Raw genomic sequence first — 23,359 nt, 5'->3', positions numbered from 1 at the left:
TTATGTCACTAACTGAATCTTTATTGCATTTCTTTAGCAGGGATATTTATCATTCGCACCGAATATTTTGCAAAAACAATTAGGAGGTTCTTTGATGGCACTCTTGACAATAACAGACCAGGCTCTTGAATATATTAAGTCCCGTAGTTCTTCTATATATCTGGAACTATTTCAGGTAATCAGCTGTTGCATTGATATCCGTGAAAGCCCGACTGTGCGGCTGGGGCAACCGCACGATCCACACAATTATGTCCTGGAGGAAATACAAGGTATTATGGTCTATGTTCCCCATGAATTACCTGAAATAGCACTAACTGTTACACTTAGTCATTTTTTCGGATTTAAAAAACTTGTCATTGAAGGTTGGCGGTTAGTCTAATAAGAAACCCTGGCATTATGCGCCAGGGTTTCTTTCCGGTATATCGCTTTTAGCAAGTTTAAATTGCTTCTGCAATTTATCAATTAATAAATAAACCAGTGGGATAATGACAAGTGTTAAAAAAGTTGAAGTTATTAATCCCCCAATTAAGGCAACACCCATAGAAGAACGAATTTCCGCGCCTGCACCGATGCCCAGCGCAATCGGTGCCATACCGAAAATCATTGCCATGGTTGTCATTAATATCGGCCGCAGCCGGACTGTTCCAGCCTCAACCAGCGCATCCACAATCGGCATGCCCTGATCTCTAAGCTGGTTCGTATAATCGATGAGCAAAATGGCGTTCTTGGTTACCAAGCCCATCAGCATAATTACACCGATTAGGGACATAATGTTGATGGTGCTGCCGGCAATTAACAGTCCGAGAATTGCGCCAATCAGGGAAAACGGCAAGGACAACATAATGGTAAAAGGATGAATGAAACTTTCAAACTCGGCTGCCAGCACCATATAAATTAGAATAACAGCCAACACCAATGCTTTGGCAATTTCTTTAAAAGAATCCTGCATCATCTGCGCCTGGCCTACCAGCTTGTAGGTATAGCCAAGCGGAAGATTAAGCCCAGGAATAGAAAAGCAGTTTGTACCGCTTTACCGGCTGTTGTTGCGTCCAACCCGACATCACCCAGCCGTGCCGGATCAAATTTAACCTGCACCTCAGGTTCTGATTGTTCACTGGATATATCCACATCCGTGGTACCTGGAAGCTGTTTTATTTTTTCTGACAGCGTCGTGGCATACATATTCAAACTGTCTAGCTCAGGCCCTCGAAGCGCCACTTGAATAGGACGCGAGTCCCCTTTGCCCATGCCCTGACCTGTTGATACAGATACTTTAAGTCCCTGAACCTCACGGAATTTAATCCGCAGCGAATCCATTATCTGCATCATGGATCGGGAGCGTTTACTGGAATCGATCAGCCGCACACCAATCATCGAACGGTATACTTGGCGATTAGTGCCGATAACCAGATAAGCTGATTCTAATTCCGGAATAGCCAAAATTTCCTGTTCAACCTGGGCTACTAATTCTTTATTACGTTCAATCGACGTTCCAGACGGCGCCAACATGTTGATGATAAATTCACCGGAATCATAGGTGGGCTGAAACTCCGAACCAAGGAAAGGCAGTAACAATGCATTAAGAAACAGAGAAACAATGGCCACGGCAACTAGCTTTTTGGGACGCCGCAATGCCCAGTATAATATTTCCCGATAAAGATTTCGGAAAGCTTCAAAACCTTGTTCCCATTTATCCAATAGATACTCAAGCCAGCGTAGCCGTCGATCCTGTCTTTCGTGACCAGATTGCAACCAATAAGCAGACAGCATCGGCGTAAGTGTAAAGGCTACAAAAAGCGAAAATGCTACGGCAAAAGCTACTGTCAGGCCAAATTGTTTAAAAAACTGGCCGATAATCTCGCCCATATTGCCCACAGGCACAAATACGGCTAAAATTGAGAAAGTTGTCGCCAAAACAGCCAGTGATATTTCTTTCGTCCCAACACCGGCCGCTTCCCTGGGGGTTTTTCCCTGCTCCATATGGCGAAAAATATTCTCAACAATAACAATGGCGTCGTCAATCAGTATGCCTACCGCCAGACTAAGCCCCATGAGCGACATATTATTTAACGTAAAATTCATGGCTTTCATTAAAAAGAAAGTCGAAATAACCGAAGTCGGTATGGCAATGGCACCAATCATGGTAGCCCTGGCATTGCGTAAAAATAAAAAGGTAATGGCTACAGCCAATAACCCGCCAAAGACCATTGACATCATAACGTCATCAACACTGTCGCGAATATAGACGGAATTATCCCGAACTTTTGTAATTTTAATATCAGGCGGCAAAACATTCTGCTCTAAATTTTGCATGGATTGCTTTACCTTTTCCGCAACCCCCACCGTATTCGTCCCAGATTGTTTCTGAATGGAGACAATAACACTTGGTACACCATTGGTTTTTGCATAATTCCGTTCTTCAACCCAGGTATCTTCTACAGCGGCAACATCTTTTAGGGCCACCAGACGCCCTTCTTGGTTAAGTACAATAATATTTCTTATATCTTCAATACTTTGATATTTGCCGATTGTTCTGACGGTTAATTCAATACCTTTCTCTGTCACATGGCCGCCTGGTGTATTAATGTTATTAGCATCCACCGCATCAAGCAGTTGTTGCAGCGAAATACCGTAGGCTTCGAGTTTGCGCGGGTCAGCCAATATCTGAATCTCGCGTTGTGCTGCGCCATATACGGTAACCTCAGCCACGCCCTCCAACTGTTGGAGCTGATTTTTTACAATATCCTCGGCAATTTTCCGAATCTCCCCCCGTGGCCTGGTATCTGACGCCAGACTAAAGGTAAGAATCGACTGTGCCGTTATATCATAGCGCTGCACTACCGGTTCATCAATTTGATCCGGCAGCCGCTTACGAACACCGGCAACCTTCTCACGCACATCATTGGCTGCTAACTTGGGATTGGTCCCAAGTTCAAATTCAATCGTTGTCTGCGATACACCTTCCCGCGAAACTGACGATAATGTCTTAATTCCCGCAACCGAGCTTACCGCATCCTCAATCGGCTTGGTAATAAGGCTCTCCATTTCTTCCGGCGAAGCACCCGTATAGGTGACAGTAATGGTAATAATCGGAAATTCAACATCCGGATACAGATCAACACCCAGGCCTGGATTACGAATTCAGTCCGAAAACCACCAACAGCAGGACAAGCATCGTGGTAAATACCGGGCGTTTAATAAAAACGTCAATCATTTATTTGCCAGCCTCCCCGGGCGCTGCCAAGCGAACCGTTGATCCGTCTCGTAGTTTATTTTGGCCAGAAATTACAATTTGCTCTCCATCGTTAACACCATCAAGCACCTCGGCCCAGCCATCACCAACATAGCCTAATTTAAGTACACGCTGCTGTACTTTATTGTCAGCCGTAAGAACATAAACTGTCTTGATGTCTTCCCGCATGACCAATGCTGTTTCCGGCACCACAAGTGCCTGAGCATGCACTTGACCGGGAACTTCTACTTTAGCAAACATTCCTCCCTTAAGAATACTTTGTGGATTAGGAATCGATATCTCGGCAGTAAACGTCCGTGAAGGCATGACAGCCACCGGCGACAGCCGGGTAATGGTTCCCGCAAATTCCTGACCGGCAAGTGCATCCATTTTGACTTTTACTTTCGTCCCCACTGCCAGTTGCGCAATCTCAGCTTCACCAACGGTGGCCTTTGCCAGCAGAGTGCTAATATCAGCCACTGCAATAATGGGAGTACCCGCTTTAGCATAATAACCTGACTGCAGATAACGTTTAACTACCACACCCGCCCGTGGTGCTATCACGTTAGCACCTGCTAACTTGCTGTCATACAAGGCTAGTGCACCTTCAGCCGCCCTGACCTGGCCAGCGGCCAACTCCCGTTTCGTTCTGGCCGAGTCCAGTGTTTGGTTGGCAATGGCTCCCTGTTTGGCAAGCTGCTCCATCCGACTTAAATCCATTTCAGCCTGCTCCAAAGTGGCTCTGGCTTGCAATAAATTGCCCTCGGCCTGCACGACCTGGGCGGAAAGCTCGCCCATGTCCAGTATGGCTACTGTCATTCCGTCAGCAACACCGTCTCCCTCATCAACCAGCAGACGATCAATACGTCCGTCAACTTTGCTGGCAATTTCCGCACTCCATACCGGTTCCAGATTGGAGGAAAAAGTCAACACAGGTGTAACATCCCGTCTGGCTATAGCCGCCACTTCAACCGCCACGACTTGCCCCTGGGCAACACGCCCGGCCCGTTCCGTATTTGCTTTCATATTGCTATAAATCCGGTAACCAACAATCCCCGCCAAGGCTAGTGCAATAACTGTAACAATAATCATTGCCTTTTTCTTACCGCTTACCAACTGCTCATTCCTCCAAGTTTCAGATATCCCTTCTTTTCGACAAGTTACTACCTTATCCTGCCGTTATTAACACAAAATTAACAATTTACAAACAACATGATAATAACCGAAAAAAGAGATTGCTTCGCAAAACTTGCCCTGTCTGTGCGAAGCAATCTCTTTTTGCTTTTTTTGGTAAAATTAGGTAATTTGTTGCAACACAGCCTCAATTGCGGTCGCGGGAACCTCGGTGGTTATCTCTACTCGGCCGATCGCCTTCATCAGTACCCAATTTATTCGGCCACTTACCACTTTTTTATCACGCCGCAAATAATGCAACATTTTTTCCGGCTGGTAATTGGGGGCTGCCAGCGGCAAACCCAGCCGTTTGAGCAAAGCTTGCAAGGCCTCAACATCAGCTTGTCCGCAAAATCCCAGTTTTTGGCTGATAAGGGCCGCCCCATGCATACCGATCGCCACAGCTTCCCCATGATTGTATTTAGAGTAGCCCCCTTCTGCCTCAACGGCGTGACCGATGGTATGACCAAAGTTTAGGATCATGCGCAATGAGGTTTCCCGCTCATCTTGGGCAACGACACCGGCCTTAAGCTGGCAACACCGGCTGATAACCGCCGTAAGTACAGCCGGGTCGCGGGCCAGCAGGGCTGCAGAATTATTTTGCAGATAATTGAACAAATCATAGTCGACAATAACGCCGTATTTTACGACTTCCGCCAGACCGGCCTTTAACTGCCTGTCATCCAAACTGGTAAGTACCTGGGGATCAATAACGACCAGGCTTGGCTGATAAAAAGCACCAATCAAATTTTTTCCCAGCTTGTGGTTAACAGCCGTTTTTCCGCCGACACTGGAATCGACCTGGGCCAATAATGATGTCGGTACCTGAATAAGCGGCACGCCACGTAAATAACTTGCCGCCACAAAACCGGCCAGATCGCCAACAACCCCGCCGCCTAAAGCGATAATAGGCGATTTTCGGTCAAGCCCCCGGGCAATAGCCTCCGTAAATACCTTATCCGCAGTAGCCAACGATTTTGAACTTTCACCAGGTTCTACAATAATAACCGCGGAGTTGAAACCGGCAGCTTTAAGGCTGTCAGCTAATTGGTCGGCATATAAAGGAGCAACGTTTTCATCGGTCACAATAAGAACCCGTTTCCCTAGCGGCAATGTATTCATCAGCTCGCCAACCTGATGAATCCCACAGGGATTTATATGAATGGTATAACTATGTTCTCTTAAATTTACTTTAACTTCTGCCACGCAAATGTCCTCCTTCTCGCAATAAAGCAATAATCTTCTCCGTCACTTGGTGCGGAGGCATACAGGTGGTGTCCAGTGTATAATCCGCCTTCATGTAGAGATTTGCCCTGTCGTGAAAAAGCTTAGCAACCCGTTCTGCTCGGTCTTCACAGTCCAGCAAAGGACGAACCCCACGCCGCGACGTTCTTTCTAGAATGGTTTCCAAAGATGCCGTAAGTGAAACAATAATTCCGGTATTTTTCAGTCTAATCATATTTTCCTGCTTTAGCACCACTCCGCCGCCAGTGGCAATCACTGTATTGGTATAGCGCGCTACCCGGGAAATAACCTCACGTTCCAACTGGCGAAAATGGTCTTCTCCGTAAAGCTGAAAGATGTCACTAATCGATAATCCTGTTTCTTGCTCTATTTTTTTATCTATATCAATGAAAGGCCGGTTAAGCCGTCCCGCCAACAGCCGTCCGGTACTGGTCTTACCTGTACCCATAAAACCAATTAATACTATATTTTTCATTTATGCCTCCGAAGCCTTATATCGTAACTATTTTACAATACGAGGGGTAAGAAAAATAATGACTTCTGTATCTGTTTTTGTGTTATTTGAATTTTTAAATAAAGCTCCGATAATTGGCAGTTTACTTAAAAAAGGAACTGCCTTATGCGAATGACTGTCCTGAGAGCCTATCAAGCCACCAATAACCATGGTTTCACCATCTTTCAGCCGCACGGTAGTCTCCGCCTCCCGCGTGGTTATTCGGTAAGCTTTCATTTCGGTGACCAAAGTCGGGCTGCTTACCTCAGTATGAACTGTTGCGGTAATCTGCCCTTCTGTGTTAATACGCGGCGTATAATTAAGCTTAATGCCGGCTAAAACGTATTTGGTCGTTGTCGTGGTCTTGCCGTTCGTAACTACATCTTCAATGACCGGTATCCGGTCACCAATTAATATCTGCGCTTCCTTACCGTCAATCGTCGTAATTTTGGGCTTGGCCAGTATTTTGGCATCGCCTTTGCTGACGAGCGCATTAATCTGCGCCTGATAATAAAATTCGTAGGGATAGCCTTCCGGGGTGCGTCCATACTGAATAACGCCACTGCGCGATTCACGGGTTACCTTTCCGGGTTCCACATTTTGCCCGACTATCTCACCGGCGTCATTTTGCAGCGCCGTAACCTTAGGCGGAGTTACTTCCGCATACTGCGGCGTATTGGCCCAACTCCATTCAATCCCTATGTTTTTTACGTCTTCCCTGTTTATTGCCACTACTTCAGCCTCTAGGATAATTTGCTGGTAAGGTATATCAATTTTATCCAACAAATTCTGAATTTTTTCAGCTTCCCGCATAGTACCGTATAAAATCAGGGAATTCGTTGCATAATCAATTGTCAAACGATCTAACACTGTGGACTTTTGACTCGCCTTCTGCTGATCTTTTCTTGCAAAATTGCCGTTCGTTTTGGGAGTAGCCAAATCGCGCTGATCATTGGCCTGAGTTGATTCCAACTTTTTTTCGCCTTTTGTTTCGCCGAATAAAATTGACAAGGCCGTATCGTGTAGAGCATCGGGATTGATATACTTTAATTTAAATAAATGCACATTGCCGAAACTCCGGCCGATTTGCTCAGGATTCCCCACTATCAGGACATTATTAACATGATGATACGCCAGCCCTTTGGTTTGAGCCACAAGTTCCAATGCCGTCTCCCACAAAACGTTATTAAACTGAATGGTAATGCCGCCAGTCACCGAATCATCAACAACAAGGTTAACATGGCCAATCTCGGCCAATGCCGTTAATACGTCGCGCACTTCCCCATTTACCACATTCATGGTCACTAACGACTGATTAGCTAAAGCAGTTAGACATACACTAACAGCTAGTAGTAAAGCTAAAACAAAACGTACAATTGGTACCTGCATGCGACTATCACCTTCTTACTTGTAAGACCCGTTCTCCCTGCCCCCCCCGGATAACCGCCGATTTATCGGAAATTTCCTCCAATTGGTATACACCTACTTTTTGGCCGACACGGTATGATCGACTGGTCCCTTTATATAAAAGAATCGCCAATTGTGTTTTACTATCCCGGATAGTACCTATAAGTACCGGCAGTTCGTCATTCGTAGGCGCTTTTTCCTGCAGCGGGGGCGTAGCCGGCAATTTTTCCGAAGAAGCAATTGCAGGTAGATTCGCAGATTCTTTTTCCTGTTTTTGCTTTACTGTAAAGCTATCCGGCGCAGAAAAGGGATCCCGAATCCCGCTGGATGGTGCCGGTATAAATTCCTGATAACGCTGTTGATCTGCTGAATGCGCCTCCCGCTCCGACTGCACATAAGCCGCCTGCTGGGAAGTGGGTGAGCCCGTAATCATTATCACAACGGCAATAAGTAACAAACCAGCTGTGCAAACAAGCCCATATCTCTGTTTTTCGGTCGTCAGTTTTTTACATTGCTCCACGAAACCGGCAAAAAAGTTAGCCACAATCACTCGAACCTTTTCTGACATACTGCCGATACTCTGTAACCCGCTTCATTATTTCAGCAATACTATCTCCGCCAAACTTTTCCACCAAGGCGTCTGCCAGCACGAACGCGGCCATGGCTTCGCCGACAACTGCCGCCGCCGTCACGGCACATACGTCACTGCGTTCCGTATTTGCCTTAAGTGGTTCTTTTGACGAAATATCAATAGATAATAGGGGTTTCATAAGTGTAGGAATGGGTTTCATGGCTGCCCGAACGATAATAGGCTCCCCGTTGGTTATACCGCCTTCAATGCCGCCGGCATTATTGGTATGGTGGCAATACCCGCGATTGCTGTCATAATAAATTTCATCATGAATCTGGCTGCCGGGAAGATTCGCACAGGCAAATCCGGCTCCTAACTCAACTCCCTTAATCGCCTGAATAGACATCAAGGCCCCGGCTAATTTTGTATCCAATCGCCGATCCCATTGAACATGGCTCCCCAGCCCGGGCATTGCTCCATAAGCCACGACCTCAAATATGCCGCCAAGGGAATCGCCCTGCTCTTTGGCCTCTATAATCACAGCTTTCATCTTAGTTTCAGCCTCGGGGTCAATGCACCCCAGTTCAGACTGTTGCCGCCGCTTCAGCAGATCTTCATAACTTTCCGGTACTGCCTGAGCATTGACGCCGCCAATATTGACTACATAAGAACCGATCTTAATATCAACAGCAGCCAACAGCTCTTTACACACTGCCCCGACAGCCACTCTTGCGGCTGTTTCCCGTGCACTAGCACGTTCCAATATGTCCCGGACATCATTCCGGCCGTACTTTAATATTCCCGGTAAATCGGCATGTCCCGGGCGAGGCGCTGTTATCATACTGCCGGCAGGCTTGCCAAACTGGGACATACGTTCCTGCCAATTCGCCCAATCCCTATTACTGATCTGTAATGTTACGGGACTGCCTAGCGTCTGCCCAAACCGAACGCCTGACATGATTTCAGCTTTGTCTTTTTCAATTAACATCCGGCCTCCGCGGCCAAATCCCTGCTGACGCCGGGCCAGATCTGTGTTAATTTGCTTAAGATCAACTGTGATACCTGCCGGTAAACCTTCAAGAATTGCTGTAAGTGCCGGACCATGCGACTCCCCGGCAGTCATAAACCTTAACATAAATCCACCTCTTTACATTACCTTTTTGCAGGCTGGGCCTGAACTCTGGCAGGCACGCCATGACTGTAGATCACCAAATTTAACTTACTCTCCAATACACCTTGACGGGATTGAATGCTAATATGGCTGACAGTATTAAATCTCGCCATCGTTTCAAGCTTTTGCAAAAAAGCCAGTGTCTGGGCAAATGATCCCCTAAGCATTATTTCGACTGGGATTTCCTGATAACCTGTTTTTATTATAATTTGGCCATGTTTTACTTCATTTAGCTGCAATCCGCAGGCAGTTGCCGCCTGTTCGAGCTGAATAAGAAAACTACTGAGATCTGTCTGATCAGGAATCATAACATTTACTAATGATACCCTTTTTCTCACCTCGTCCAAATACTTTTCTGTGTCTGGGTTTTTTCTGGCGAATTCCTGGATAACGGCGTTTTTTTGCCTTATATCCTGTTCCGCGGCGAATAGTTCACTTATTCGTATTCTTTGCGGCTCAAGTACATAGGTGTAAAATAAAAAAATGAAAATAAATAAACCGGCAAGAACGAGGAGGAGTTTGTGCCATATGGATAATGAGGTCCTATTAAGTTTCATGGCTGCTCCCCTTAGTTTTTACACTCAGTTCAAATCTAATAACCCCTAATGCCGGCTCCTGTTCAGCCTGAATTAATTGCGGCGCAGTTACTTGTTCCTCTTGTTCAAGCAGTTGTATAAAGCCTGCCAAATCCGGATACGTCAATGCATTGCCCTTTATTTTTAATGCACCTTTATCGCTGCTTTCTACCTCAATTAACCAAATTTGCGGCGGAGTAACGACTCCCAAGCGAGTAAGGATGGCGTACCAGGATTTGCGTTCAGCCGTAAGGTTCACCAAAAATGCATTCTTATTGGCCACTAACTGATTCTGACCATTGGCCCAGAGCATTTTTTCCTGAGTAGGCCGTAGCAAGGAAAATTGCTGTTGTATCACTGTCAGTTCCCTTTCCAACCGGTAAATGGTATATAAATTATAGCTGAAAACAGTCGCTGCCGCGACTGCAACTAGGATAATCAAGACGATTAATCCAGTTAACGCTCCCAGCGATTGCCGCTCTTCCGGCGGCAATAAATTAATCTGAACAGCCATTAACCATCGCCACCTCGTCGCAATGCCAGCCCAACAGCTACCGCTATTTGCAGTTCTATCCGTTTAAGCCATTTATCATCAAGGGAAGGCGATATTGGCAATGACAGTAACGGCGTGTGGATAATTACTGGAATGTCAGGCAATTGTTGCGTTAATGTAAATGCCAAATTACTCAGCTTAGTCCCGCCACCGGTTAAAATTATTTTTTCAATAATAGCATTACGATTTTGCATTTGGTAATAATCAACCGTACGACGAACCTCACGCGCCAGTTCTTCGATTAACAGCTGTAATGATTGCTGAAGATAAGCTAACCTCTCATCCGCTTGATTGTCAGCGACTAATAATTCTTTTTGTTGCTTGAGCCGTTCAGCTTCTGCAAAGTTAAGTTTCAATTCTCGCATAATCGTTTCCGTATAACGATTGCCACCAAGGGGAATAAGACGTGAAACGAGTGGAGATCCTTGTTGAAATAAGTTTACCTGACAAAATTCCGCACCTATATCGATAATAATAACGTTGCTTGCCTGCTCCATAGTTCGCTGCAAAGCCAGCGGCTCAATATCTACAGCCAAAGGCTTTAACCCAAGCTTTCTGGCTAAACTCACCAAACCGGTTATCATTGCTAAAGGTGCGGCAACCAATAATACTCTAATCTCGTGAGTATCCTTACTTGCCTCGATGGTGGCAAAGTCAAAATAATAATCACTTGCATTTGCCGTTGTCACATACTTATCAAGATCCCATTTTATCGCCTGCTGCAATTCTTCAACACTCATATCCGGAAATAATAATTCCCGAATAACCAAGGCCTGTCCCCGTAATGACAGTACTACATTTTTACTTGTTACACCACTTATTGTCAATATTTGTCGCAGCGCTTCCAGCAGCAAGGGTTCATTTACTATATAACCGTCTTTAAAAGTATTTACCGGCAGTTCTATGATGCCGGCCGCCCTAAGTTCAGGTTGGTTCTGATTCCACCCCACTTCGGCAACCTTAATTGATCCTGAACCAATATCCAGCCCCACAGTAGTAGCCGGCTGCCGCCGAAAAACTCTGCTAACAACTGCTTTAATTTGGCTAATTCTTGCCCGCATAGTGATGGGGTTTGCTGCTCACTATCTGCAAGGCATGAGTAATAGCTGTTACAATATCAATATTAAATTGACTTTCCAAGGCCTTAATTCTTGTATACGTCTCCCCTGTATCGGTAACAACATAACGCGGCGGCAAAAAATTAAGTGCCAACGCCGCAATGTCATACCGGCAATTTTCACAATTACACGCTTGTGGATTTGCTACCATAACTTCATCTAAACGCTGCCAGACTAAATCTTCCATGTAGTTTTTTAATTGCACGATGATACCTCCCAATTATTCATGTGAATTCCACGCCATTATTTGAATTTTACCAGAAGCCCAGGCAAAAGGTAAATAGGCATTATTCAAGATCTCTGCCGCCTCTAATTTTGGATCTCCATAGCCATTCCCGGCTATAGATAAATTACCGTAAGCAATAGTGCCGCCACGATAATCCGCTATGTTAATTTCCACATCGCCGCCTGCAATTAGCAAGGATTTATCCATAATCCCTTCAGAAATTTTAATATTTTTTTCTGATATCAAGGCTACATTATTAGAAATTGTCGCACCTGCTATCCGTATTTCTTCGGTGCAATAAATAACCCCCGGCCCCGTTATATGCCCGGTCGCCAATAATAGCGGATATTGTGCTTCAACATAAAATACATTTTTATTAAGATTGCTAAAATCCCCCCAGGTAACATACCTTTGCGAATCATCTTCGCGGATATTTGCCATTTTACCTATTGCTTTATAATTTTGTCTTATCTGCGAGGTAAAAGGAGGCAAATCCTTGGGGGAAACACCCGGGTTTAGCCTAGCCGCATCAACATCATAGGCATAAATCTCACCTGTCGCATCAGCCCTGCCCGTAATCTTCCCCCCAGTAAGTGTAATGTCGCCATTACTCCCAATGTCCCCATCGACAGCTACGCCTGATAACCGCATATGCTTCCCGGAAAAAGCAGCATAGTGAAAAGGGGAGTCAGACGTCACTGTAACAACTACAGTCCTCGTCGCGCGATTAACGGTACCGATTGCGGTGATGATCCGGTACATGCCTTGATTTACAACCGGCTTAACCTCATAATTGGCTTTAACCTCATAATTACCCATATCAAATTCTCTAGTTTCGCCGGGCCATTCTCCTGTCTCAGATCTTCTAATTTCACTAAGCGCCCGTTTGGCACCAGCCTCTGCCAAATACTGAGCCGCCAGGCCATCCCGATAATTCCCGGCGGTTCCCACATCTGTCAAGCTTAATCTTGCCAAACCGCTACCAATAACCAGCAATAAGGTCATGACCAGAATAGCCATTAGTGCAGCGGCTCCTCGTTGACTGGTAAACATAGGGGCCACCACCTACTCATTAACGAATAATACATTAAGACATCTTACTGATGAACGGTATTCCAAAATGTCCCCCCGATAGCCGCTTGCCTGTAGAACTATGGTAACCTCATTATGGTCAGCGGCTGGCGCCGCTTGGAATTCTAAATTCTTGATTACCGCGGGAGTTAACGGATTCGTGCCAATACCGCCGCCGGATGCCGTCTTATCGGTAATTTTATAAATCGTTTTCGATTCACTACTGCCATACCTAAATGTAATCTTTTCTTGAACCTTATTCGTCCTGGGACTAAATTGGGTAAGCGTTATGGATGATTTCGAGTTTATGTTAATCGTATTGGCATAACGTATTTCCCGCGCCATTGTATCTAACACATAGCGTGCAGTTTGTTCAATTTCACTGCGGTTCTTTCCTGCCTGCCAAACAGTTAATGAGTTTGCTACGCTAATGACAAGAACTGATGTCAGTAACATGGTTAGCCCCATACCGATGATCAATTCTACAAGAGTGAACCCCTTCCTATTGGCTATGATTCTGACTAAATTCATAGCTCCTCCTGATACATAATGACAAACTACGCCTTCGAGAAAAAAGTAGTAAATTGAATAGTTTTTACCCCTTCGGCCTCCCGCCAGGAAACCACGACATTTACCTGAATTAAACTGGGGTCAATTGCGTTTAGCTGAATAACGTCTGTTTTAACCTCAAAGGCCATTTTATTAACAATTAAATCATTAAAATCACCCTGCCATGGAAGCGTGCTAGGAAGATTGGGGTCACTCCAATCGCTTGCTTTCCACTTTTTCAGGAACTCCATTTGCTGTCTGCCAATGTTCGTAGCTGCCGTATAATGCGCAGCACTGGCACTCGCTTTTGTTGAAGAAAAAAACATGCCCGCAGTGGAAACCAAGGCAACAGCCAAAATAGCTATGGCAATGACCGCATCTATATAAAAATAACCTTGCTGCTTTTTTATTATCACACGGATCACGCTCAGATTCTTATTTCAGTAATCTTTTTCGTCAGTATTGCCGTTGGCAGAGACCCTTACCCGACCTGTTGCACCGGCAATATAAATATACAAAAAATAACGGTGGCGAATACTTTTTAATTCAATTTTTTGCCCTCTGCGCGGTGCACCTTTATTAGAAAACATAATATAATCCGGCTCGCCAGTCACTTGAACAAACCTTGATAAGTACACTGTCTTAATGGCGTGGCGGCCATTATGAATTATATAATAGGAGCCATGTTCATCCCGGGAAAAGCGCAGTGTGTAAAGGGGAGAATTGTCACCATTGGCATTCATAGCCAGTTGTTGCATACTTCTTATATCGGCCGCCAGATTAACGGCAGCCGTTTGCAATTCTTGATTTGCCAAGGTATCTGCAATGCGCGGCAACGCTCCGGTGGCTAAAACACCAACAAGCGCAACAACAATTATTACCTCTATAAGTGAAAATCCCTTTTGCACAACGACCACGCTCCAGCCTGTCACCAGCCTAGCTATGCATACAAGGTGCTGCGAGTCCCCTTAAATTCTCAAGCGAACTGTACATTTCAAACTGGTAGTAAAAATTTTTGCAGGCGAGTGGTGTGTTGGCAAAAGCGGAAGTCAAGCGCCAGCGGTGGAGCGCTCTTCATGCACCACCTACCTGAGTCTGCAAATTCTTTACTGCGGAATATATAGATACCAAATGATAAGTTGTTCCCCATACAGCAAACTAATCCAGGCACTTGCGGCAATAAAGGGGCCAAACGGAATAAAGTCTTTCCGTTTCTTTAGACCGGCAATAATCAGCAATAATCCCCCTAAACCACCAAGGAGAAAAGCCAAAAAGACGGTAAGCATTGTCAGCTTAAATCCCAGCCATAACCCTAATGCAGCTACAAACTTAATATCACCGCCTCCCATCCCCCCTCTGGTAATAACGGCAATTACAAGGAAAATACCCCCGCCGGCTACGGCCGCACTTACCATGTCCCCGCAGGAGAGTACAGGCTCGAACAAGTTGCTAATGACAGCCAAGGCAGCAAACCACACCAGTATTTTATCCAGAATAAGCTGATGTCGAAGATCAATAAAGGTAATACAAATAAGAAAGGATGTAAGAATGAGCGCCTTACTACAAGCTAATGTTACCCCCAAAATAAAATAGCACCATATAAATAAACAGCCTGTCAACAATTCAACTCCGATATAACGCCAGGAGAGTAACGCAGCACAAAACCGGCATCGCCGCCGTAAAAGCAAAAAACTTATAACCGGTAGGATATCTTGAACCGGCAACGGCTCCTTACACGCCATACAATATGACCGTGGCCGTATCAACGACTGCTTTAGAGGTATCCTGTCAATACATATATTTAAAAAACTGCCGACAATCAGCCCTGCTAAGAATAAAAGTAAGCTGAGCATGTGCTTCTCCCTCGAATAATAATACGGAAAAAATACATATTGTCTTACACTTTAGAGAAGTTATTTGACGTCCACAGGATTGTCCACAGGATTAGAACCATCCGACTTATAAGTCTTTCCTGCAAACTTGATCGTTACAACACCGGTAGAAGCATCATAGCCGGCTTTATAGCTGGCAGGATCTGAACTGTCAGGTGGCGCAGGCATGGCTTGCAGATACTTTTTCCCCGACGTTGGAACTAAGGCGGCATCAAGCTCTGCTTCCGGCAACTTGCCATTATCGACCTCGTATAACGCGATGGCAGTGCCTATTGTTCGCAAGTCAGCCTGAAGTTTAGCGGCTTTAGCCAATGTTATTGAACCTGCAAGTCTCGGCAGGGCAATTGATGCCAGAATGCCAAGAATGGCGATAACCACCATCAACTCAACTAATGTAAATCCTTGGGCATTGCTTATTTGTTTTTTTATAGTTAACATCATACTATTCACTTTCCTTGATAGATATATACAACGTGCGAAGATTTTTGCAGGCGGGTGGTGTGTTGGCAAAAGCGGAAGTCAAACGCTAGTGGTGGAGCGCTCTTCATACACCATCCGCCTGCGTCGGCAAACTTCTTTAATGCGGAATACATAGTTACATGCTACTGCCGACATTGGCAATAATGTCAAACATAGGTAAGATAATCGCGATAACAATAAAGCCAATGAATACACCTAATATCCCGACAATAACAGGTTCCATAATACTGCTCATTCTTGTAACGATATCATCAACTTCACTTTCATAATAATCAGCGACTTTTTCCAGCATCTTATCGATAGCGCCGCTTTCTTCGCCAATAGCCACCATCTGAATAACCATAGGCGTAAATACTCTGCTGGCAGCAAGCGTTTCGGCAAGCGTAATTCCTGCTTTTAAGTTTGCTTGCGCCACAGTCACAGCCTCCATCATGCTCAAATTATCAATCACTTTTTTTACGACATCAAGGGCGGCGATAATGGGCACCCCTCCCCGGATCAGTGTACTTAGAGTGCGGCTAAACCGGGCGATGGCAACTTTTTGAACAAGTTTGCCAACAAGCGGTATGGCAAGTACCACTTTATCCCGTATCCTGCCTATGTCAGGCCGGGTTAACGCTAATTTGCCAAACAAACTTACGCCAATAATGCCTATTAGTAAAAACAGCCAATAGTCTTGAAGAAATTCACTAACTAGCAGCAGCATCCTTGTTGGCCAAGGTAACTCCACTTTCATATCGACAAACACGGCTATAAAAACCGGTAATACAAAAATAAAAATAAATATAACAGCCAGTACCGCCATCGTTATCACAACAGCAGGATAGGTCATGGCCGATTTAATTTTTTCGCCAAGCTTATGTTCTTTTTCAAAATGGATAGCCAGGCGCTCAAGAACGGTTGCAAGCACACCGCCTAGCTCACCGGCTTCGACCATATTGATCATAATAGCCGGAAATACGTGGCGATGTTGAGCAAGTGCCCAGGAAAACGTCTCACCTGCCTGTACATTCTCATACACACTTTGCAGTACGGTTTTGATGTAGGCATTTTCACTTTGATCGATGACAATCTTAAGACAGGTAAGTAATGGCAAACCTGCCTCAATCATCGTGGCAAGCAGACGACAAATCAGTGCTAAATCTTTTATTTTAACAGTGTTTAATTGTTTCCGTACGACCGCATACAGGTTTTTGCCTGTCTTTTTTTCTTTTATTTGTAAAACAAAGCCGTCTTTTTTACGTATATGTAAAGCTACAGCGTTCTCGCTGTCGGCCAGAAGAGTGCCTGTCATAAGTTTTCCCTTCCGGTTCTTGGCCTTATAAGTATAAGTCTTAACCACTTTTTTCTCTCCCGGTCTTAGCTATAGAAAATACATTCTTTCTGACAGGGTGTTATAGCGTACTACCTATCTGCCAAAAAAATAAAATTCTCCTGATTTAGCGAATACGCTAATGCATCCTGATAAGAAATAACCCCTCGCTGATACAACATTTTTAAAGAAAAATCCATAGATTGCATACCGAATTTAGTACCGGTCTGAATAACCGATGAAATTTGATGAGTCTTGCCTTCACGAATAAGATTGCGTACTGCAGGCGTTGCCATGAGGATCTCGACCGCCACTGTCCTTCCATTCCCATCACATCGCGGTATAAGTTGCTGTGATATAATGCCTTGGAGCGTCAAAGCAAGTTGAATACGGATTTGCTGTTGCTGATAAGGAGGAAAAACATCGATAATCCGGTCAACCGTCCTCGCAGCATCACAGGTGTGGAGAGAAGCCAACACCAAATGCCCTGTTTCGGCAGCAGTAACCGCAATGCCAATAGTTTCAGCATCCCGCATCTCCCCAACCATGATGACATCCGGATCTTCACGCAGGGCTGCCTTAAGGCCACTTGCAAAAGTTGTACTATCGGTTGGTACTTCTCGCTGACTAATAACGCATTTACGGTGTTGATGTAAATATTCGATAGGGTCCTCCAAAGTCAATATATGGAATGAACGTTCATAATTAATTAAATCGACCATTGCAGCCAACGTTGTTGATTTTCCACTACCTGTCGGACCGGTAATAAGAACTAAGCCGCGGGGCATCCGGGCCAGGGACTTGACTACTGTCGGCAGGCCTAACTCATCCAAGGAAACAATCGATTCATTCAACACACGAACAGCAATAGCCACAAAACCGCGTTGACGGTAGGCATTAACGCGAAAACGACTAAGGCCGTTAATCGCAAAAGCAAAGTCAAGTTCACCATTTTCCTGAAAACGAGCCTGCTGGTCAACAGACGTTATTGCCTGAAATATAGCCAGCGTATCTTCCTGGGTGAGCGGAGAATTATCGGTTGTAATTAAACTCCCGTTTATTCGGAAAATGGGTGGCACCCCTACAGATAGGTGAATATCTGAAGCTTTTTGAGTTACTGCCGTATGTAACAGTGTCTCAATCATCGGTCTGTCACCCCGCTTAATCGGATTTATTGTAAACATATGTGCCACGCATAACTTCGTTCATTGTGGTAAACCCCGCCAGCGCTTTTTGTATCCCATCTTCCCGCATGGACAGCATCCCCTCACTTCTAGCTACAGCACCGATTTCATCGGTTGATGCGCGACGATTGATCAGTTTCCTAATCTGTGAACTGACAGGCATAACTTCCTGAATAGCCATTCGTCCCCGGTAGCCGGTAAACGCGCAGTTGGCACAGCCTAACCCCTTATACAACGAAACAGGCTTGTCCTGATTTACAAATAATTGTTCCCCTGAACCATATACCGGTGTATATATTTTTTTGCATTCAGGGCAATTTACCCGCACCAGCCGTTGGGCCAGCACCCCCAATACCGACGAGGCTATCAAGAAAGGCTCCACGCCCATATCGATCAACCTGGTTATTGCTCCCGCTGCGTCATTCGTATGCAGGGTACTCAATACCAAATGCCCGGTAAGTGCGGCTCTGATTGCTATATCAGCCGTCTCACCATCTCGAATCTCGCCTATCATAATCACATTCGGATCTTGCCGTAGAATAGAACGCAAGCCTTTGGCAAAAGTCAGCCCCGCTCTCGGATTGACTTGCACTTGGTTTGTGCCTGCAAGACGATATTCGACAGGATCTTCAATTGTGATCGTATTACGGTCAATCGTATTAATTTGCGCCAACGTCGAATATAAGGTTGTCGTCTTGCCGGAGCCGGTTGGTCCCGTCACGAGTATCATCCCGTGTGACTGCGAATATAACTGGCGGTAACATGCTAGATTGCTAGTTGTAAATCCCAATTTAGTTATATCGAGAATAACCGCCCTTTTATCAAGCAGCCGCATGACAACCTTTTCGCCGTCAATTGTCGGTAAAGTTGATACCCGGATATTGACCTCACGCCCTTGTTCCAGGGTATCGATTCGTCCATCTTGCGGAAGACGCTTTTCCGTAATGTCCATATTAGCCATAATCTTGATTCGCGACACGATCGCTGAGTGAATATTGCGGGTAAATGAAACTACTTCTCTAAGTATGCCATCAACCCGGAATCGAATCCGCAGCAAGTTCTCCTGTGGCTCAATATGAATATCACTGGCGCGTTCCCTTACTGCCTGAGCTAAAAGGGAACTAACGATGCCGATAATGGGTGCGTCGTCTTCCGTATGTACTTGCGCCACTGCGGAGTGCTCTTCCTGATTAAACTTTTTTACAGCTTTTTTAACTAAGTCATGTACGCCATAGTACTGGCTAATAGCCTGCATTATGGCTTGTTCGGCGGCAATTACCGGCTTAACCTCACAGCCAGTCACCCTTCTCACATCATCAATGGCAAAAAAGTTTGTAGGGTCCGCCATAGCCAGTGTTAATTCCTGGTTTTCTTTTTCGATAGGAATAACTTGATACCGCTTGGCCAAGGACTCGGAGATCGCAGACACGGCTTCTTGACTAATATGGGCAGTGGCTAAATCTACATGAGGTACGTCTCCCGGACGTTTATTATTTTGCAGCATTGTTTCTCTCCGTTGAATAATAAAAAAACAACCGACGTAGCAAAAAATTATATATTTTGCCTGGTCCGGTTGCATTGTTTACTCTACTTGATCTGTGGGAGATCGCTATCCCCCCATAATATTGCTGAATATGACCGATAAGGAGTATATTCGCATTCCGGCAAGAGTATTCCTGCCATAAAATTAATAATCTTAAAATATTTTGTTAATTTTTGTTATCTTTTTAACTCCCGCATAAGCGCCTGGCGCATCACGCTTGCGGGCGCCTTACGACCTGTCCATAATTCAAAAGCCAGTGCTCCCTGTTCAAGCAACATTCCCTCACCGCCGACAACGATATGGCCTCGGCGAATACCCTCGGCCATAAACCCGGTTATTAGCGGATTATAGATTAAATCGGAAATTACTGCTGACTGTTGCAAAAGGTCCCAGCGCACCGGCGGCTGATTGACAGTAGACGGATACATTCCTAAAGGCGTTGCATTAACCACAATATCGGCATTAGACAATGCCGCTGCAAACTCGTCGCTATCCCAGCAGACACCGCTTACCGGGATAGTTCCGTCAAATAAATGCGCCATATGTTCGGCCTTGTTTTTATCTCGCGCGCCAACAGTTATTGCCGCTACATGAGCAGCGGCGAATCCAGCTATAACAGCCCTTGCGGCACCTCCTGCCCCGAAAATTACGGCCGAGCGGCCAGTCACGCTAATACCGACCTGCTTAAGAGAGCGGATATAGCCTCCGGCATCTGTATTATGTCCGATTAAACGGTCTCCCTGACATAGAATCGTATTAACAGCGCCGACTGATTTAGCGCTACTGTCAATTTCGTCCAGGTATTCCATTATCGCGACTTTGTGCGGGATCGTTACATTCACACCCGCGAACCCTAATGCTTTAAGTCCCTGAACCGCTTGCGGCAGCAGTTCAGGCGGTGTGGGCAGCGGTAAATAGACATAGTCCAAGTTGCTTGCCGCAAATGCCGCATTCTGCATTACGGGTGATAAGGAATGACCAAGCGGCCAGCCTAGCAGGCCTACCTTTTGGGTTTTAGCAGTTATCATCATGATGTAAGGACTCCCTCTGTTATTTGCAGAAAATTAAATATGTTTTTTCACTGACTCATTTTAAAGTCTTCCGGTAGCTTTTAGCAAACGTACCGCTAGTTTTTCAAATTGACGGGTAATTTTTGTGCCGATAAATTCTTGGGTAGTTAGTGGTTTTACCCAAATAGTAAACATGCCAAGCCGGTTACCGCCCAAAACATCGGTAAATAGCTGGTCACCCACAACCGCAACAACATCCGGACTTAAGCCCATCACCCGGGCCGCTTGACGAAAACCGCGGCGCAAAGGCTTGCGGGCCTGGGCTACAAAAGGTACGCCGCATTGAAAAGCTATCTTTTTTACCCGTTCTTTGCCATTATTAGATACTAAACAAAGTCTGAAGTCCTGTGCAGGCAAATCTTTCAACCATTGTAACATCTCCGGACAGATATCCGGACTACTCCAGGGAATGATTGTATTATCAAGATCAAAAACGATTCCTTGCATTCCCCGCTGACGCAATTCGGCAAAATTAATTTCAAATAAAGTGTTGACTACTCGACAGGGTACTAATAATTTGAACAATTTCTCCTCCGGTTTGTTAATATCGATTACCAAAAATTATAACATGGTCATCGTAAAAACAAAAGAGATTGCCCGCTACACACAAAACAGCCTCTTTTCCTCATTACTATAATCCCATTGGTTTATCCTAGCCTACTTATGGGGAGTGTCACCCGCAGATAATGTCTTTCCCAACTTAGTAATCGCATGTTTTTCTATTCTACTAACGTAACTTCGTGAAATCCCTAGTATTTTGGCAATATCACGCTGGGTTTTGCGACTGCCGTCAGGCAGTCCGAAGCGCATTTCTAGTACCCATTTTTCCCTGGCAGTCAGCCGGTGAATTTCCCGATTTAACCGTTCCTGTTCACACAAACTTTCTACGGCCTCCCCCACAACATCCGGCGCCGTTCCCAATACGTCTATCAATGTAATTTCATTAACACTTAGTGTTTATCTGTATTTTATAAATTTCTTCCATATAATATTGTATTTATATAAAAATAACCCCCGGTATCACACCAGGAGTTTATCGTCCTACCTCAAGGTCAGTTGGCCTTCCAATTCTCACCTGCCAAGGGCCCAATTCATAGGTTATTGTTCCAAATCAACATTTAGCTTAGCTTTGATAAACGTTTTAAAGGTTTCCTCGTTATCTATTAATTGCTTAGCATCTCTAACAAGCTGAATTCGTTTCCCCATATCAGAACACGTACAATCAAATGGCATAGCCTTATCACAAATTAAGCATTTCATTACATCAACTCCTTCTTTGGTTATTTCGACATAAGGAAATTATTTCCTTTAAATAGTTTAAATGGCTGTTATTAATATCACGCCATCTATCCCGGCCTACCGCTTTTAACATATTCAACTACACGCAGTCATTCGGCGTGTTGTTAGCAGGCCTGCTACTGTCATGATATCTCCTTTTCGTTGGTATTAAAATTACATTTTCAAGCTATGCTATTTTAGTGGTTAACGATGTTTTATATTGTGCGTTTCATAATTGTTTGGATCATTGGGTTTGGACAGGACTTGTAATCCAGTTAAAAATTATCCCTCCCCGGCCGGTAGTTACTTCTTATCAGTAAAAAGCTAAGAGCTTTTATGGATATTTAATGGAGAAATCTAATGAGTCTTTATTGGGACCAACTTATTATGATACTGTCGTTCATAATCACTTTGTTATTAGTGATTTATGTAATTGACTGGCAATATTTCCGAATTTGGGTTGCTGTCTTCTTTTTTCAATGTACCCTAGATTTTATTTTAGGATCCACAGTTCATAGTCTCAGGCTCTTAGAATATCCGGTTCGTCTACTGCCAAAATATTTTGAAACCAGTATACTTTTTGAGATATGGGCATTCCCGGTTTTGTGCATTTTGTATAACCAAACTACCCGCACACGGGGTCTAGGCGGCATAATCGGTCATGCGCTACTGTTCAGTGCCGGGATTACAGCAATAGAATATCCTCTTGAACTCTATACCAACCTTATTAAGTACAGCGGCTGGAGCTGGTTTGCTACCTTTTCCACACTTACGCTGTCATTACTAGTTTCAAAAATTTTTGTTACTTTCTACCGCAGGGGATGTATTTATTTCAGCAAAAAAATTTAACCAGTAAAATGCATCCAACTTGTTCACCAGACTTTTGCCAAAGATTTACCCAGCGTACCCCATACCCAATCAATCTGCATAAAAGTCCCTCTACCTGTAAATTTATGAATAATATATATCTTACGTGCATATCATATATTGGGTAAGTATATTCTCATAAAAATACTAAGGAGGATGAATCATGGGCGGTAGAACTCTTGATCAATTTCGCAGTATACAACGACAAAAAGAAGCTAAAAAGGCTAAAGAAACCGACTCGCCCAAGGTTCCCAAAAAAGAAGAGTCCGTACCTCCAAACGTTGGAGACGATGCTTGGTTACCTTCATAATCCCGCTAGTCGGGATTTTTTATTGTCTATTTTTTTATC

Annotated in this window: 26 protein-coding genes and 1 pseudogene; 3 read left to right on the top strand and 24 right to left on the bottom strand. The window is 44.7% G+C overall.

The features are described from left to right. Nucleotides 1-94 precede the first annotated feature (94 nt). Complete coding sequence (locus tag BLR65_RS16150; RefSeq protein ID WP_093795217.1) at nt 95-379, top strand: CC/Se motif family (seleno)protein; 285 nt, start codon at nt 95-97, stop codon at nt 377-379. A gap of 15 nt (nt 380-394) precedes the next feature. Here the strand turns inward: BLR65_RS16150 and BLR65_RS16145 are convergent. From BLR65_RS16145 to BLR65_RS29875, 24 genes and pseudogenes are all read right to left on the bottom strand, one after another. After that, nucleotides 395-3,214: pseudogene (locus BLR65_RS16145) on the bottom strand (efflux RND transporter permease subunit). After that, a complete protein-coding gene (locus BLR65_RS16140; RefSeq protein ID WP_093795216.1) occupies nt 3,215-4,348 on the bottom strand; it encodes an efflux RND transporter periplasmic adaptor subunit in 1,134 nt (377 codons plus the stop codon). It lies immediately after the preceding pseudogene. A gap of 180 nt (nt 4,349-4,528) precedes the next feature. Continuing rightward, on the bottom strand, nt 4,529-5,611 hold the full coding sequence (gene aroB / locus BLR65_RS16135) for a 3-dehydroquinate synthase (RefSeq protein ID WP_093795215.1): 1,083 nt from the start codon (nt 5,609-5,611) through the stop codon (nt 4,529-4,531). Beyond that, a complete protein-coding gene (locus BLR65_RS16130) occupies nt 5,598-6,125 on the bottom strand; it encodes a shikimate kinase (RefSeq protein ID WP_093795214.1) in 528 nt (175 codons plus the stop codon). The genes aroB and BLR65_RS16130 overlap by 14 nt, the downstream gene beginning before the upstream one ends. A 27-nt stretch (nt 6,126-6,152) precedes the next feature. Then, nucleotides 6,153-7,532 (bottom strand): type II secretion system protein GspD, encoded by a 1,380-nt coding sequence (locus tag BLR65_RS16125; RefSeq protein WP_093795213.1) that lies wholly within the window; start codon nt 7,530-7,532, stop codon nt 6,153-6,155. Between the two features lie 7 nt (nt 7,533-7,539). Further along, nucleotides 7,540-8,118 carry a hypothetical protein gene (locus BLR65_RS16120; protein ID WP_143122597.1) on the bottom strand — a complete coding sequence of 193 codons (579 nt, stop codon included), beginning with the start codon at nt 8,116-8,118 and terminating at the stop codon, nt 7,540-7,542. Beyond that, on the bottom strand, nt 8,087-9,256 hold the full coding sequence (gene aroC, locus BLR65_RS16115; RefSeq protein ID WP_093795211.1) for a chorismate synthase: 1,170 nt from the start codon (nt 9,254-9,256) through the stop codon (nt 8,087-8,089). Before aroC ends, BLR65_RS16120 begins: the two co-directional genes overlap by 32 nt. 17 nt (nt 9,257-9,273) lie before the next feature. After that, entirely contained in the window at nt 9,274-9,849 is a 576-nt protein-coding gene (locus tag BLR65_RS16110; RefSeq protein WP_093795210.1) for a type IV pilus inner membrane component PilO, read from the bottom strand. Then, nucleotides 9,839-10,381, bottom strand: a complete 543-nt coding sequence (locus BLR65_RS16105; RefSeq protein WP_093795209.1) for a PilN domain-containing protein — start codon at nt 10,379-10,381, stop codon at nt 9,839-9,841. Before BLR65_RS16105 ends, BLR65_RS16110 begins: the two co-directional genes overlap by 11 nt. Further along, nucleotides 10,381-11,481 (bottom strand): type IV pilus assembly protein PilM, encoded by a 1,101-nt coding sequence (gene pilM, locus BLR65_RS16100; protein ID WP_093795208.1) that lies wholly within the window; start codon nt 11,479-11,481, stop codon nt 10,381-10,383. The genes BLR65_RS16105 and pilM overlap by 1 nt, the downstream gene beginning before the upstream one ends. After that, the gene (locus BLR65_RS16095) at nt 11,465-11,743 is read right to left on the bottom strand and encodes a late competence development ComFB family protein (protein WP_169717039.1); all 279 of its coding nucleotides are present in this window, start codon (nt 11,741-11,743) and stop codon (nt 11,465-11,467) included. The genes pilM and BLR65_RS16095 overlap by 17 nt, the downstream gene beginning before the upstream one ends. Before the next feature lie 15 nt (nt 11,744-11,758). Beyond that, nucleotides 11,759-12,817 carry a pilus assembly PilX N-terminal domain-containing protein gene (locus tag BLR65_RS16090; protein ID WP_093795207.1) on the bottom strand — a complete coding sequence of 353 codons (1,059 nt, stop codon included), beginning with the start codon at nt 12,815-12,817 and terminating at the stop codon, nt 11,759-11,761. A gap of 12 nt (nt 12,818-12,829) precedes the next feature. Beyond that, a complete protein-coding gene (locus tag BLR65_RS16085; protein ID WP_093795206.1) occupies nt 12,830-13,366 on the bottom strand; it encodes a PilW family protein in 537 nt (178 codons plus the stop codon). Between the two features lie 26 nt (nt 13,367-13,392). Beyond that, entirely contained in the window at nt 13,393-13,809 is a 417-nt protein-coding gene (locus BLR65_RS16080; protein WP_093795205.1) for a type IV pilus modification PilV family protein, read from the bottom strand. Nucleotides 13,810-13,824: 15 nt separating this feature from the next. Then, nucleotides 13,825-14,292, bottom strand: a complete 468-nt coding sequence (locus BLR65_RS16075; RefSeq protein ID WP_169717038.1) for a type II secretion system protein — start codon at nt 14,290-14,292, stop codon at nt 13,825-13,827. A gap of 198 nt (nt 14,293-14,490) precedes the next feature. Further along, nucleotides 14,491-15,237 (bottom strand): prepilin peptidase, encoded by a 747-nt coding sequence (locus BLR65_RS16070; RefSeq protein ID WP_093795203.1) that lies wholly within the window; start codon nt 15,235-15,237, stop codon nt 14,491-14,493. A 60-nt stretch (nt 15,238-15,297) separates the two neighbouring features. After that, nucleotides 15,298-15,717, bottom strand: coding sequence for a type II secretion system protein (locus BLR65_RS31460; protein ID WP_093795202.1), 420 nt, complete (start codon nt 15,715-15,717; stop codon nt 15,298-15,300). Nucleotides 15,718-15,871: 154 nt separating this feature from the next. Then, nucleotides 15,872-17,098, bottom strand: a complete 1,227-nt coding sequence (locus BLR65_RS16060) for a type II secretion system F family protein (RefSeq protein ID WP_093795201.1) — start codon at nt 17,096-17,098, stop codon at nt 15,872-15,874. A 62-nt stretch (nt 17,099-17,160) separates the two neighbouring features. Continuing rightward, complete coding sequence (locus BLR65_RS16055) at nt 17,161-18,252, bottom strand: type IV pilus twitching motility protein PilT (protein ID WP_281241549.1); 1,092 nt, start codon at nt 18,250-18,252, stop codon at nt 17,161-17,163. Beyond that, entirely contained in the window at nt 18,230-19,756 is a 1,527-nt protein-coding gene (locus tag BLR65_RS16050) for a GspE/PulE family protein (protein ID WP_093795244.1), read from the bottom strand. The genes BLR65_RS16055 and BLR65_RS16050 overlap by 23 nt, the downstream gene beginning before the upstream one ends. A 215-nt stretch (nt 19,757-19,971) precedes the next feature. After that, nucleotides 19,972-20,826 (bottom strand): shikimate dehydrogenase, encoded by an 855-nt coding sequence (locus BLR65_RS16045; RefSeq protein ID WP_245692832.1) that lies wholly within the window; start codon nt 20,824-20,826, stop codon nt 19,972-19,974. Nucleotides 20,827-20,886: 60 nt separating this feature from the next. Beyond that, nucleotides 20,887-21,390: a YqeG family HAD IIIA-type phosphatase gene (locus BLR65_RS16040; protein WP_093795199.1), complete on the bottom strand. Its 504-nt coding sequence runs from the start codon at nt 21,388-21,390 to the stop codon at nt 20,887-20,889. Between the two features lie 132 nt (nt 21,391-21,522). After that, nucleotides 21,523-21,798: a sigma-70 family RNA polymerase sigma factor gene (locus BLR65_RS16035; RefSeq protein ID WP_245692831.1), complete on the bottom strand. Its 276-nt coding sequence runs from the start codon at nt 21,796-21,798 to the stop codon at nt 21,523-21,525. A 165-nt stretch (nt 21,799-21,963) separates the two neighbouring features. Next, on the bottom strand, nt 21,964-22,125 hold the full coding sequence (locus tag BLR65_RS29875) for a hypothetical protein (RefSeq protein WP_169717037.1): 162 nt from the start codon (nt 22,123-22,125) through the stop codon (nt 21,964-21,966). A gap of 378 nt (nt 22,126-22,503) precedes the next feature. Here BLR65_RS29875 and BLR65_RS31455 point away from each other — a divergent pair, with 378 nt between their 5' ends. Together BLR65_RS31455 and BLR65_RS29870 are read left to right on the top strand one after the other, a co-directional pair. Then, nucleotides 22,504-22,992: a CBO0543 family protein gene (locus BLR65_RS31455; protein WP_093795197.1), complete on the top strand. Its 489-nt coding sequence runs from the start codon at nt 22,504-22,506 to the stop codon at nt 22,990-22,992. A 181-nt stretch (nt 22,993-23,173) separates the two neighbouring features. Then, nucleotides 23,174-23,320, top strand: a complete 147-nt coding sequence (locus BLR65_RS29870; RefSeq protein WP_169717036.1) for a hypothetical protein — start codon at nt 23,174-23,176, stop codon at nt 23,318-23,320. The last annotated feature ends 39 nt before the right edge of the window (nt 23,321-23,359 follow it).

It is taken from the genome of Sporomusa acidovorans (assembly GCF_900101845.1).
Classification (GTDB): Bacteria; Bacillota; Negativicutes; order Sporomusales; family Sporomusaceae; genus Sporomusa; species Sporomusa acidovorans.
The sequence above is the reverse complement of the archived record's forward strand: the minus strand, read 5'-3'. Positions and strand labels throughout refer to the sequence as shown.